Here is a 12,478-nt window from a genome sequence, read left to right on the forward strand (position 1 = left end):
TGTGCTAAAAGAATTTTTAATTCATAATCTCAATCTATTACTGGAATATTAAATTCATTCATCGGCAAAATATTGCGGATGGGTTTACACCCGGAGATCTTATGAATTGTCTAATCCGCATTCGCCAGCGCTACCCAGGCCTTGCGCAGAGCGATAAAAAGCTGGCGGAATTTCTGCTGGAAAACCCCGATCGCGCACGCCATTTGAGTTCGCAACAGCTGGCCGCCGAAGCGGGTGTCAGCCAGTCCAGCGTGGTGAAATTTGCCCAGAAGATGGACTTTAAAGGCTTTCCGGCAATGAAACTGGCGATCAGCGAAGCGTTAGCCAGCAATAGCAATCCGTGGTCGGTGCCAGTACATAACCAGATCCGGGGTGATGATCCGCTGCGGGTGGTTGGCGAAAAGCTGATTAAAGAGTATCAGAGCGCCATGCATGCCTCGCTGGATGTCAACAGCGAGGAGAAATTGCTGGAGAGCGTGCGGCTACTGCGCGAAGCGCGGCGTATTATTCTGACGGGAATTGGCGCTTCCGGGCTGGTCGCACGTAATTTTGGCTGGAAGCTGATGAAAATCGGCGTTAACGCCGTGGTCGAGCAGGATATGCACGCGCTACTGGCAACCGTGCAGGCGATGGAGCCGGGCGATCTGTTGCTGCCCGTCTCTTATAGCGGTGAACGCCGCGAAATCAATATAGCTGCCGATGAGACACTGCGCGTTGGCGGCAAAATCCTCGCCATAACCGGCTTCACGCCGAACGCCTTACAGCAGCGGGCCACGCACTGCCTGTACACTATCGCGGAAGAGCAAGCGACACGCAGCGCGGCGATTTCTTCCACCAGCGCGCAAATGATGCTCACGGATTTGCTGTTTATGGCGCTGGTGCAACAGGATCTTGAGCATGCGCCGGAGCGTATTCGCCATAGCGAAGAACTGGTAAAAAAACTGGTGTAATCCCCCGTCCTGGCGGACGAGGAACTTTATCACGTTACTCGCCGCCGCTGGTGAGATGTTGCACTATCGTTTCCCGAATCATTTCTGCCAGCAGAGCATGGGTTTTGGTGGTCGGATGCATAGTGTCCCAGAAAACAAACGCCCCGTTCGCCGCTTTACATGTCGGCTTCACCGCAATGCCTGTGGCGTAAGAGATGCCTGAAGCGGAGATATTCAGGCACGATTCGCTGGTATTAACAAAGCCATATTTATCGCTTTCACTGAGCAAATCATTAAACGCGCTATCCAGTTTGACGGTGAAAAAATTCACCTTCGGATACGCGGTGCGTAATTCGCCGAGCAAGCGGTCTAATTGCTGGTTAAAGTTCTCTGATTTGTTTTTTAGCGCCCCTTTTTCTGCGGGTGTCCACGTAGCGACATGAGGAATGCGAGAAAAATCAGGCAGCCTGAAAATGGCAATATGTTGCGCGCCCATTGTCGCCAGACGCGCCAGTTGGACGCGATACATGGCAATGATATCGTCCGGCGATTTTCCACCAGCGATAAAATCATTCCCGCCAAACAGCACCGTAAACAGCGTTTGCGCGATGTCATCGTTCTCTGTTTTACCCAGATAAGCGCTGAAAGAATCCAGTTGCTTGTCAAAATCGTTAAATAAAGGTTTCTCGCCGCTTTCCGCATTGACCGTCGCCCAAACGTAGCCCGGTAAATTAAGCGAACCGGCCAGATATTCGTGCCAGACTTTGCCATTAGAAAAATGACCAACAAACCACGATGCGTGATTTGGAACCGTGCCGTAGGAGCCGTTATAAACATTAATCGTATCGCTAAGGCTATCGCCAAATATGACCATGCGATCAATTTTATTATTCCCGAACAGTATCGCCGGTTGTGCCTGACCCTGATGCCAAATCCTGTAATACCAGGAGAGCGTGTAATCGGAGGCATAAGGAATAATGGTTTCTGCGTTAATATGACTGGCCTTTAACGAACTCCGACAGATATTCACCAGGCTTGCGTAGGATGATTCGCTATAAAACATATTTGCCAGCGGCGTGGCGCTATACCAATACCCGCGCAGCTTCAGATAGTTACTCCCGTCTCGCGCCCATGCCCACGATGAAGCAGGATTGCTCTGGTCCTGATTATCGATGTTATACACACATTTAATATACGTTGACGTCTCTTCGTTTGCCCGCAACGCCCGCTGGTTTGCGGAGGATTCATACGCAGGTGGTACCGGCGTTGTATAAATATATGTATTCGCCGCCTTCGCCAGCCCGCTCGTGATACTGGCAATAAATGCGATATATAATTCCGCTTTTTTCATCATAGTCCCTTATTAATTATCCCTGGTACGTCGCAAAAAACACATATGCAATATTTGTATATCACAGACGGGGTAATTATTCTTAATCAATAAAAAACACCGCGATCTATTCTGCACAGGTGTTATTTTTATTTTCAGCGCAGAAATATTCTCCGATCAATGGCGCTTTTCTTATGTTTGATTAAGAACATTCACCAAAATGTCCCAACAAGGAGTAAGAAAAGTTCTCCGCGCATTTTTGTGCGCAAAAGCATCAGCGTGATTGGGGCTATCCGGTTTCTGTGGTAAAGTGCGCCAGTTAACATCCAGTAGTTTCCAGATAGCATCCAGATTTGACGGTAATTCTTTGAAATGGCTTTACTAATTACAAAACGCTGCATCAATTGCGACATGTGCGAACCGGAATGTCCGAACGACGCTATTTCGATGGGCGACAGCATTTATGAGATCAATAGCGATCGGTGTACCGAGTGCGTTGGTCACTACGAAACGCCGACCTGCCAGAAAGTGTGCCCGATACCTAATACCATCCTCAAAGATCCGGCGCATGTGGAAACTGAAGAACAGCTATGGGACAAGTTTGTCCTGATGCACCACGCAGATAAGATTTAGCTCTCGATAATCACCGTCGCGCAGGCGTAATGGCGTTCATCCGCCAGCGTCACGTGCATTGTGCGCACGCCCATCTGTTCCGCCATCCGCAGTGCTTCATCCCAAAGACGCAGGCTCGGTTTGCCCAGCGCGTCGTTAAACACTTCGAACTGATTAAACGCGAGCCCGTTACGGATCCCCGTGCCTAAGGCTTTTGCCGCCGCTTCTTTGACCGCAAAGCGTTTTGCAAGGAAGCGAACCGGCTGCTGATGCGCCTGATACAGCGCCCACTCATTGTCGCTCAGCACCCGTTTAGCCAGGCGATCGCCGCTACGGGCGACCACCGCTTCGATGCGGGCTATCTCGACGATATCCGTACCTAATCCCAGAATCGCCATTACGCGCGCGCTTCCAGCATCAACCGTTTCATCTCCGCTACCGCCTCTTTCAGACCGCTCATCACCGCGCGGCCAATAATGGCGTGGCCGATGTTCAGCTCATGCATTTCCGGCAGCGCGGCAATGGCTTTGACGTTGTGATAGGTCAGGCCGTGTCCGGCGTTAACTTTCAGGCCGAGGCTTGCAGCATAGGTCGCCGCTTTAGCAATGCGTTCCAGCTCTTTTGCCTGATCGGCATCGCTTTTCGCATCTGCGTAGCAACCCGTGTGAATTTCAATGTACGGTGCGCCAACTTCCGCCGCGGCCTTGATCTGCTCAGCATCGGCATCGATAAACAACGACACCAGGATACCCGCCTGCGCCAGGCGCTGACAGGCATCGCGCATTTTCTCGCGCTGCCCGGCAACATCCAGCCCACCTTCGGTGGTGACTTCCTGGCGTTTTTCCGGCACCAGGCAGCAAAAATGCGGTTTGGTTTCGCAGGCAATCGCCAGCATCTCTTCGGTCACCGCCATTTCAAGATTCATTCGGGTGTGCAAGGTCTGGCGCAAAATGCGCACGTCGCGGTCGGTGATATGGCGACGATCTTCGCGCAAATGCACGGTAATCCCGTCGGCTCCCGCTTGCTCGGCGATAAACGCCGCCTGAACCGGATCCGGATAGGCCGTCCCGCGCGCGTTACGCAGTGTGGCAATGTGATCGATGTTGACGCCCAACAGTAATTCAGCCATGACAATCCTCAATGTTCTCAAAGGTACCGACGCGCGCTTCGCCACGCCAGCCCGGTTGTTATTCCGCTATTTTTTTGGCACGAACTGCCGGAACAGCTCCCGGCTTTTCAGCGGTTTGCCTCCAAGATACGGCTTTAACGCGATACGGGTAAAGCGCTTTGCGGCGCGTAGCGTGTCGGCATCCGGGAACTCCCGCTCCGCCAGGGCGCGTAAATGCCGCCCGGTAAAAGTGCTGTTATCTATCACCACGCTGGCAATAAAGCCCTTCTCTTCCCGGTAACGATAAGTCATTACATCATCGACCGGCTCACCGCTGCCGGCGCAGTGGAGAAAATCAACGCCATAACCCAGATGACCGAGCAGCGCCAGCTCAAAACGACGCAACACCGGTTCCGGCGTGCTGGTGACGCCCGCCAGAGCCTGGATACAGTGCAGATAATCAAAAAACAGTTCAGAAAAGCGCGTCTCGTGTTCAAGCACGCGGGAGATAAGTTCGTTAACGTAGAGACCGCTGTAGAGCGTGATGCCGCTGAGCGGCAGTGCCAGCGATACCGCTTCCGCGCTACGCAGCGTTTTGACTTCGCCACGCCCGCCAAAGCGCACCAGCAGAGGAGTAAAAGGCTGTAATGCGCCCTTCAGATTAGAACGTTTGGAACGTGCGCCTTTGGCAACAAGGCGCACACGGCCAGACTCTTCCGTGAAGACGTCCAGCATCAGGCTGGTTTCGCTCCATGGGCGACTATGCAGAACAAAAGCGCGCTGCCAGCCTTCCATATTATTCTCGTCGTCTTTCAAGCCGCAGGAGCGCTGGCTTCATCTGCTCATCCAGAGCGTTTATTCGGGCAAGCGCCTGAATACTCACGGCCTGACCGTCTGCCTGCAACCTGAGAGCCATAGAGAGCAGGCTCTTAGAGATCGTCTACGTAACCGAGACTACGCAACGCGCGTTCGTCGTCGGCCCAGCCGGATTTCACTTTCACCCACAGTTCCAGGTGAACTTTGGCTTCGAACATCTCTTCCATATCTTTACGGGCTTCAATACCGATGGTTTTGATTTTGGCACCTTTGTTGCCAATCACCATCTTCTTCTGCCCTTCGCGCTCAACAAGGATCAACCCGTTGATGTCGTAACCACCACGTTCGTTGGTCACGAACTGTTCGATCTCCACGGTGACCGAGTACGGCAGTTCCGCACCGAGGAAACGCATCAGTTTTTCGCGGATGATTTCCGAGGCCATAAAGCGCTGTGAGCGGTCGGTCACGTAATCTTCCGGGAAGTGATGCACCGCTTCCGGCAGATGCTTACGCACGATGCCCGCGATAGTATCAACGTTCAGACCGGTTTCTGCAGACAGCGGAACGATATCAAGGAAGTTCATCTGGCTGCCCAGCCACTGCAGGTGCGGCAACAGATCGGCTTTCTCCTGCACGTTGTCCACTTTGTTGACCGCGAGGATCACCGGTGTTTTGCCATCACGCAGCTTGTTCAGCACCATTTCGTCGTCCGGCGTCCAGCGCGTACCTTCGACAACGAAAATAACCAGTTCAACGTCACCGATGGAGCTACTGGCAGCTTTGTTCATCAGACGGTTGATAGCGCGTTTCTCTTCCATATGGAGGCCTGGGGTATCGACGTAAATCGCCTGATACGCGCCCTCAGTATGGATACCAACGATACGGTGGCGCGTGGTCTGCGCCTTACGAGAGGTGATGGAAATCTTCTGCCCAAGCAGATTATTCAACAAGGTGGATTTGCCAACGTTGGGACGTCCAACAATGGCAATAAATCCGCAATAGGTTTTTTCTTCGCTCATTCCAGCTCCAGTTTTTTCAGCGCCTGTTCGGCGGCAGCCTGCTCCGCCTTGCGACGGCTGGAACCCGTGCCAACCACCGGTTCACTCAGGCCGCTGACCTGGCAGTGGATAGTAAATTCCTGATCGTGCGCTTCGCCGCGCACCTGCACCACCAGATAAGACGGTAGCGGCAGATGGCGACCCTGCAAAAACTCCTGCAGGCGCGTTTTTGGATCTTTTTGTTTATCGCCTGGGCTAATTTCGTCAAGGCGCGTTTGATACCAGCTCAGAATTAATTGTTCGACGGTCTGAATATCGCTATCAAGAAACACCCCGCCAATTAACGCCTCAACGGTGTCTGCCAGAATGGATTCACGACGAAAACCGCCGCTTTTCAGTTCGCCCGGCCCTAAACGCAGACATTCACCCAGCTCGAATTCGCGGGCAATCTCCGCCAGCGTATTTCCACGCACCAGCGTCGCGCGCATGCGGCTCATATCACCTTCGTCCACGCGCGGGAAACGATGATAGAGCGCGTTAGCAATCACATAACTTAAAATAGAGTCACCGAGAAATTCGAGACGTTCATTATGTTTGCTACTGGCGCTGCGGTGGGTTAATGCCTGCTGCAACAGATCCTGATGTTGAAAAGTGTAGCCCAGCTTCCGTTGAAGCCGATTAATTACGATGGGGTTCATGCGATACCAATAAATAAATGCGTCAACAATGCAGCACACGAAACCGACCTGAGAAAACCAACGCGGTTTCGTGTGCTGTGGCGCCCGGGGGAACCAGCCTTAAACTTCGGGGGAATATTCTATACGCAACGACCGGGGTTGTCGTTAGTCTGGTGGGAATAATATTGGAAATAATTAAGGGCGCAATCGCGGTGATTGCGCCCTGGCTAATTAATGAATTCCGCCGATACGATTCAGGCGCACGCCTGTCGGCCATTCACCTTCTTGTTTTTCGAAACTCATCCAGATTGCTGTGGCGCGGCCAACCAGGTTCGCTTCCGGCACAAAGCCCCAGTAACGGCTGTCTGCACTGTTATCGCGGTTGTCGCCCATCATAAAGTAATGGCCCGGCGGCACAATCCAGGTGGCCAGCGGCTGGCTCTGCTGACGATAGTAGATCCCCAGTTGATCCTGCGCGATAGGCACGGTCAGAATGCGGTGCGTCACATCCCCCAGCGTCTCTTTACGCTCGGTTAAACGTACACCATCCGGCAGGGACTGGCCTTTCGGTAACTGGAAGAAACCGCTGCTTGCCTCACCACCGGAGCGACGCCCGAAGGTCTGCACAAAGTCACTCTCTTCAACGTTGCTGTAAGTGATAGGCAGAGCGCTGCCGCAAGCCTGACCAGAACTACAGTTCGGCTGCACGGTCACTTGTTTGGTCACCGGATCGTAAGTCACTTTATCGCCCGGCACGCCAACCACACGCTTGATGTAATCCAGACGCGGATCGTCCGGGTATTTAAATACCGCTATGTCACCGCGTTTCGGGTGACCGGTTTCAATCAGCGTTTTCTGGTAGATCGGATCTTTAATTCCATAGGCGAACTTCTCCACCAGAATGAAATCACCGATAAGCAGCGTTGGCATCATTGAACCAGACGGGATCTGAAACGGTTCGTAAATAAACGAACGCACCACCAGCACAATAGCCAGTACCGGGAATACGGAAGCTCCTGTCTCCAGCCAGCCTGGCTTCGGACCGATCTTTTTCAGCGTTTTTGCATCGAGCGCATCGCCTGTCGCAACCTGTGCAGCGGCCTGACGTTCCCGGCGTTTTGGTGCAAAAATAAACTTATCCAGGCACCATAAAAAACCCGTCACCAGTGTCGCGATCACCAGGATCAGGGCAAACATGTTCGCCATGCCAACTCCTTACGATTATTTGCTATCTTTGCCCACATGCAGAATGGCAAGGAACGCTTCCTGCGGCAGTTCGACATTGCCGACCTGCTTCATGCGTTTCTTACCTTCTTTCTGTTTCTGCAGCAGTTTTTTCTTACGGCTGACGTCACCGCCGTAGCATTTCGCCAGCACGTTTTTACGCAGCTGTTTCACTGTCGAGCGGGCAATAATGTGGTTACCGATCGCCGCCTGAATCGCGATATCAAACTGCTGACGCGGGATCAGTTCTTTCATTTTCTCGACCAGTTCACGACCACGGTACGGTGCGTTATCGTTATGGGTGATCAGCGCCAGCGCATCCACACGCTCACCGTTGATCAGCACGTCCACACGCACCATGTTAGAGGCCTGGAAACGTTTGAAGTTGTAATCGAGCGACGCATAACCGCGCGACGTTGACTTCAGGCGATCGAAGAAGTCCAGCACCACTTCCGCCATCGGGATTTCATAAGTCAGCGCAACCTGGTTACCGTGGTAAACCATGTTGGTCTGCACGCCACGTTTCTCTACGCACAGCGTGATAACGTTGCCAAGATACTCCTGCGGTAGCAGCATGTGACACTCGGCGATAGGCTCGCGCAGCTCATCAATGTTGTTCAGCGGCGGTAGCTTAGACGGGCTGTCGACATAAACCACTTCTTTATTGGTGGTCTGCACTTCGTATACTACGGTCGGCGCGGTAGTGATCAGATCCAGATCGTATTCACGCTCAAGACGCTCCTGGATGATCTCCATGTGCAGCAGACCGAGGAAACCGCAGCGGAAACCAAAGCCCAGCGCGGTGGAACTTTCCGGTTCGTAGAACAACGAGGCGTCGTTGAGGCTCAGTTTGCCGAGCGCATCGCGGAAGTTTTCGTAATCGTCAGAGCTGACCGGGAACAGACCGGCGTAAACCTGCGGTTTCACCTTCTTAAAGCCAGGCAGCGCTTTATCTGCCGGGTTGCGGGAAGAAGTCAGGGTATCGCCCACTGGCGCGCCGAGAATGTCTTTAATTGCACAAACCAGCCAGCCTACTTCGCCACACTTCAGTTCGGTGCGATCAACCTGTTTCGGTGTGAAAATCCCAAGGCGGTCGGCGTTATAAACCTGCCCGGTGCTCATCACCTTAATTTTGTCGCCTTTGCGCATGGTGCCATTTTTGATACGCACCAGCGAAACCACGCCAAGGTAGTTATCAAACCAGGAGTCAATAATAAGCGCCTGCAACGGCGCATCAGGGTCGCCTTCCGGCGGCGGAATGTCGCGCACCAGGCGTTCCAGCACGTCGGGCACGCCCACACCGGTTTTCGCCGAGCAGCGCACCGCATCGGTGGCGTCGATGCCAACAATGTCTTCAATTTCTTCTGCAACACGCTCAGGATCGGCGGCTGGCAGGTCGATTTTATTCAGTACCGGTACGACTTCCAGATCCATCTCGATGGCGGTATAGCAGTTCGCCAATGTCTGCGCTTCCACGCCCTGACCTGCATCCACCACCAGCAGCGCACCTTCGCAGGCAGCGAGCGAACGGGAAACCTCGTAGGAGAAGTCAACGTGACCAGGAGTATCGATAAAGTTCAGCTGGTAAGTTTCGCCATTGTTGGCTTTGTAATCCAGCGTGACACTTTGCGCTTTAATGGTAATGCCGCGCTCACGTTCAAGATCCATGGAATCAAGAACCTGGGCTTCCATTTCGCGATCGGAAAGACCACCGCAAATCTGGATGATACGGTCAGACAGCGTCGACTTACCGTGGTCGATGTGAGCGATGATCGAAAAGTTACGAATATTCTTCATATAGTGAGTTTTTATGCCTTACGAGTAACTAAGAGGCCTGTTCGCGCCTGACGTCAATGTACTGAAACGCCGCATTCTACACTACAACCACAATGCGGGGAAATGCTGATACCAGGCAGAAAAGTATCGCTGAAATTGTAAGACTTAACGAGGATATTACGGCTGGCTTTCGGCGGATGCGTTATCAACGCGAATAAGATCCGGAGGCAGGCCTACGCTGAGAATAACCGGCTGCCATTCGCTGCGGGTAGCAAGCTTCGGCGACAAACCACGTGCCAGTAAAAAACCACCGACGCCGCCAAGTACTGCCCCGCAAAGTGCGGCCAGATCCTGACCAAACAATGTCTGGAAAATCGCCCCCATAACAAACAGACCAACCAGCGGCGACATATAGACCAGTACCGCTGAGCCCAGCAGGCTGCTCTCAGCGATGCCTAATTCCACCTTCTGCCCGGCAACTAACGGCTCGGCACTGGGCACGGCAATGGTGTGCGTAGTTTGCGGACCGAGTTTATTCAGCACACGGCTGCCGCAACCGGCACGCGAAGCGCAACTGCTACAGGAAGCTTTGACATCACATTCGACCAGCGCGCTACCATTTTGCCAGGAAACGACGGTCGCCCACTCTTTTATCATTGTGCGGCCCTAAATTTGAGACTGTCCGCAATACGTTTTGCGGTTTGCGGTGGCAATTCACCGACGACTGTGATTTCGGCGTTATCGCGAACCGTTGTGCTAACGGTACGTCGACCGGTGCGCAGCATCTGATCGGCGCTATTCTGATTAGCACGGTTAACGTTAACGGAGAAGCTGAACAAGCCGTCGGAATAAAGACGGGATTCAACGGGCATATCCATGGTCGGCAGTTGGCGACGGCTGCTAGAGACTTCGCTAAACCCCTGCGGCAACCAGGCGGGTTCCCAGTTAAATGCAACTTTATCGCCAGCCGGAAGTGAAAGCAGCGGCGGCAAACTCGCTTTCGCCAGTGTTTGCATGCTGTTGGTCACCTGACCGTTGACGGTCACCGCAATAACGCGGAACTGTTCAAGGGTTTCACCATCACGATCAAGCAGATCAACGCGCATCGGCAGGCGGGTTTCTTCATCCATCCACACAATATAGCTATAACGGGTGCCATCACGCGCCACAACGCGGATCACTTCGCACAGCCGGTCGGCAATGCGCGTGCGTCCCACGGAGATGAAATCGTAATAAGGAGAAAGACGTTTGAAGTCGGTATACACCAGCGACGGCAGTGAATCGACGATGAAATTGCCGTTAAGCGTGAAAGGTTCAAGACCCGGTTCGAAGTAGCTGATCTCATTGCCTCGCTGCACCACTTCGCGGCGGGGGCCGTCCATTTGCAACAACTGCGCAAGCGGCTGATCGTTAAGACGCACATGGCGGTAACGTAACGATTCGACACCCTGCTTATTGATGCTGACAAAAGAGAGTTCATAGTTGAGCGACTGGCTCGCTACGTTCATTTGCTGCAGCAACGCCCCGGACGAAACATCAGCCGAGGCGTTGACAGAGAAGAACAAGCCAGTTGCCACAAAAGACATGGCACACCAAAGTTGCTTCATTACTGCGATTGCGTTCCTAAAGTTTGATTTCCTGGCACCTGAACAGCAGCTTGCTGTGTTTGCGCCTGCTCAAACTGAAGCTGTTCGGAGTGCAGACGGCGTTGCAGTTCGTAATCCTGCAGCATCGCATTAATGCGACGACGTTGTTCCTGCACCTGCTGTTGCTGACCGGCATTTGCCGTCGCATCAGACGGAACACCCAAACTCACCGGACTGGCTTTGCCCATCATCGGCAGCGTGTTAAACACTGGCGCTTCGGGCTGTTGGGTTGATTCAGCCGAGCCATTATAGTGCTGGACGCCAACAATTACAGCAAGCGATACGCATGCCGCAACGCCCATCTGGGTAAGCTGGCTGGCCCATGGACGCACTTTGTGCCAGAACGGCATTTTCTGCCATTGGTGAGGAGCGGGCTGAGCTTCAGGAATCAACGGCGCCGGCGCCTGAACAGCGTCATTCTCAATCGCAGCCATGACACGGGCTGAGATATCGAAATGGAGGAGATCGGCGGTATCACCACGCATGGAATCGCGGATGAGATGGTAGCTCTCCCAGGTTTTCTGCATTTCCGGATCCTGAGACAACTCAACGAGCAGCTCACTATCCAGCGTTTCGCCATCCATTAAAGCGGAAAGTTGTTCTTTCTGCATGCCTAATACCTTTTTCAGTATCCCGCTATCGTCAACGCCTGATAAGCGGTTGAACTTTATTATCAATAGCTTCCCGCGCACGGAAGATACGCGAACGAACGGTACCTACCGGACAATCCATTATGGCCGCAATCTCTTCATAACTCAGGCCATCCAGCTCCCGCAACGTAATTGCCATGCGTAAATCTTCCGGGAGCGACTCAATGGTACGGAAAACGATTTGTCGCAGTTCTTCTGACAACATTAAGTTCTCAGGGTTCGAAATTTCTTTCAGTGCGCCGCCACTTTCGAAGTTTTCTGCTTCAATTGCGTCCACATCACTGGATGGCGGCCTGCGCCCTTGGGCAACCAGGTAATTTTTCGCTGTATTAACCGCAATTCGGTATAGCCAGGTATAAAAAGCGCTATCCCCCCTGAATGAATCAAGCGCGCGATAGGCTTTTATAAATGACTCTTGTACGACATCAGGCACATCGCCCGAAGGGACATAACGGGAAACCAGACTCGCCACTTTATGCTGGTAGCGCACCACCAGTAAGTTGAACGCTTTCTGATCTCCTTTCTGGACCCTTTCGACCAGGACCTGATCCGTTAACTGCTCGCTCATCCGAGGTAAAGTCTCCCCAAAACCAATTTCCACGCGTATCCAGAAACGCCACTCCAATACTGCACAATATGAGCAAGCAGCCAATTAGAGGACCGGTCTGTAATAAAGTTCCGTTACGCCTTTGTTTTTGTGCATCGTTCTACA

Annotated in this window: 14 protein-coding genes; 2 read left to right on the forward strand and 12 right to left on the reverse strand. The window is 52.9% G+C overall.

The window, feature by feature from the left end:
• Nucleotides 1-101 precede the first annotated feature (101 nt).
• On the forward strand, nt 102-950 hold the full coding sequence (locus tag IP581_RS16925) for a MurR/RpiR family transcriptional regulator (protein WP_086870723.1): 849 nt from the start codon (nt 102-104) through the stop codon (nt 948-950).
• A 34-nt stretch (nt 951-984) separates the two neighbouring features.
• Here the strand turns inward: IP581_RS16925 and IP581_RS16930 are convergent, their stop codons facing one another.
• Nucleotides 985-2,280 carry an SGNH/GDSL hydrolase family protein gene (locus tag IP581_RS16930; RefSeq protein WP_228007777.1) on the reverse strand — a complete coding sequence of 432 codons (1,296 nt, stop codon included), beginning with the start codon at nt 2,278-2,280 and terminating at the stop codon, nt 985-987.
• Between the two features lie 351 nt (nt 2,281-2,631).
• On the opposite strand from IP581_RS16930, the gene IP581_RS16935 reads away from it, so the two are divergent.
• Nucleotides 2,632-2,892 (forward strand): YfhL family 4Fe-4S dicluster ferredoxin, encoded by a 261-nt coding sequence (locus IP581_RS16935; RefSeq protein WP_086870719.1) that lies wholly within the window; start codon nt 2,632-2,634, stop codon nt 2,890-2,892.
• Here the strand turns inward: IP581_RS16935 and acpS are convergent.
• The 11 genes from acpS to rpoE form a co-directional block, all read right to left on the reverse strand.
• Nucleotides 2,889-3,269 (reverse strand): holo-ACP synthase, encoded by a 381-nt coding sequence (acpS, locus tag IP581_RS16940; protein WP_086870717.1) that lies wholly within the window; start codon nt 3,267-3,269, stop codon nt 2,889-2,891. The genes IP581_RS16935 and acpS overlap by 4 nt on opposite strands.
• Entirely contained in the window at nt 3,269-4,000 is a 732-nt protein-coding gene (gene pdxJ, locus IP581_RS16945) for a pyridoxine 5'-phosphate synthase (protein WP_017459035.1), read from the reverse strand. The genes acpS and pdxJ overlap by 1 nt, the downstream gene beginning before the upstream one ends.
• 66 nt (nt 4,001-4,066) lie before the next feature.
• Nucleotides 4,067-4,774 carry a DNA repair protein RecO gene (recO, locus tag IP581_RS16950; RefSeq protein ID WP_086870715.1) on the reverse strand — a complete coding sequence of 236 codons (708 nt, stop codon included), beginning with the start codon at nt 4,772-4,774 and terminating at the stop codon, nt 4,067-4,069.
• 134 nt (nt 4,775-4,908) lie between these two features.
• A complete protein-coding gene (gene era, locus IP581_RS16955; RefSeq protein WP_020454746.1) occupies nt 4,909-5,814 on the reverse strand; it encodes a GTPase Era in 906 nt (301 codons plus the stop codon).
• On the reverse strand, nt 5,811-6,491 hold the full coding sequence (gene rnc / locus IP581_RS16960; RefSeq protein WP_044489704.1) for a ribonuclease III: 681 nt from the start codon (nt 6,489-6,491) through the stop codon (nt 5,811-5,813). Before rnc ends, era begins: the two co-directional genes overlap by 4 nt.
• A gap of 210 nt (nt 6,492-6,701) precedes the next feature.
• Nucleotides 6,702-7,676 (reverse strand): signal peptidase I, encoded by a 975-nt coding sequence (lepB, locus tag IP581_RS16965; RefSeq protein WP_020454748.1) that lies wholly within the window; start codon nt 7,674-7,676, stop codon nt 6,702-6,704.
• A gap of 15 nt (nt 7,677-7,691) precedes the next feature.
• A complete protein-coding gene (gene lepA, locus IP581_RS16970) occupies nt 7,692-9,491 on the reverse strand; it encodes a translation elongation factor 4 (RefSeq protein ID WP_086870710.1) in 1,800 nt (599 codons plus the stop codon).
• Nucleotides 9,492-9,647: 156 nt separating this feature from the next.
• On the reverse strand, nt 9,648-10,127 hold the full coding sequence (gene rseC / locus IP581_RS16975; RefSeq protein WP_086870708.1) for a SoxR-reducing system protein RseC: 480 nt from the start codon (nt 10,125-10,127) through the stop codon (nt 9,648-9,650).
• Complete coding sequence (rseB, locus tag IP581_RS16980; RefSeq protein ID WP_086870706.1) at nt 10,124-11,077, reverse strand: sigma-E factor regulatory protein RseB; 954 nt, start codon at nt 11,075-11,077, stop codon at nt 10,124-10,126. The genes rseC and rseB overlap by 4 nt, the downstream gene beginning before the upstream one ends.
• Nucleotides 11,077-11,727: an anti-sigma-E factor RseA gene (rseA, locus tag IP581_RS16985; protein ID WP_097400249.1), complete on the reverse strand. Its 651-nt coding sequence runs from the start codon at nt 11,725-11,727 to the stop codon at nt 11,077-11,079. The genes rseB and rseA overlap by 1 nt, the downstream gene beginning before the upstream one ends.
• A 31-nt stretch (nt 11,728-11,758) precedes the next feature.
• Nucleotides 11,759-12,334 carry an RNA polymerase sigma factor RpoE gene (gene rpoE, locus IP581_RS16990; protein WP_000003307.1) on the reverse strand — a complete coding sequence of 192 codons (576 nt, stop codon included), beginning with the start codon at nt 12,332-12,334 and terminating at the stop codon, nt 11,759-11,761.
• Between the last annotated feature and the right edge of the window lie 144 nt (nt 12,335-12,478).

This window comes from Kosakonia pseudosacchari (genome assembly GCF_015167415.1).
GTDB lineage: Bacteria > Pseudomonadota > Gammaproteobacteria > Enterobacterales > Enterobacteriaceae > Kosakonia > Kosakonia pseudosacchari.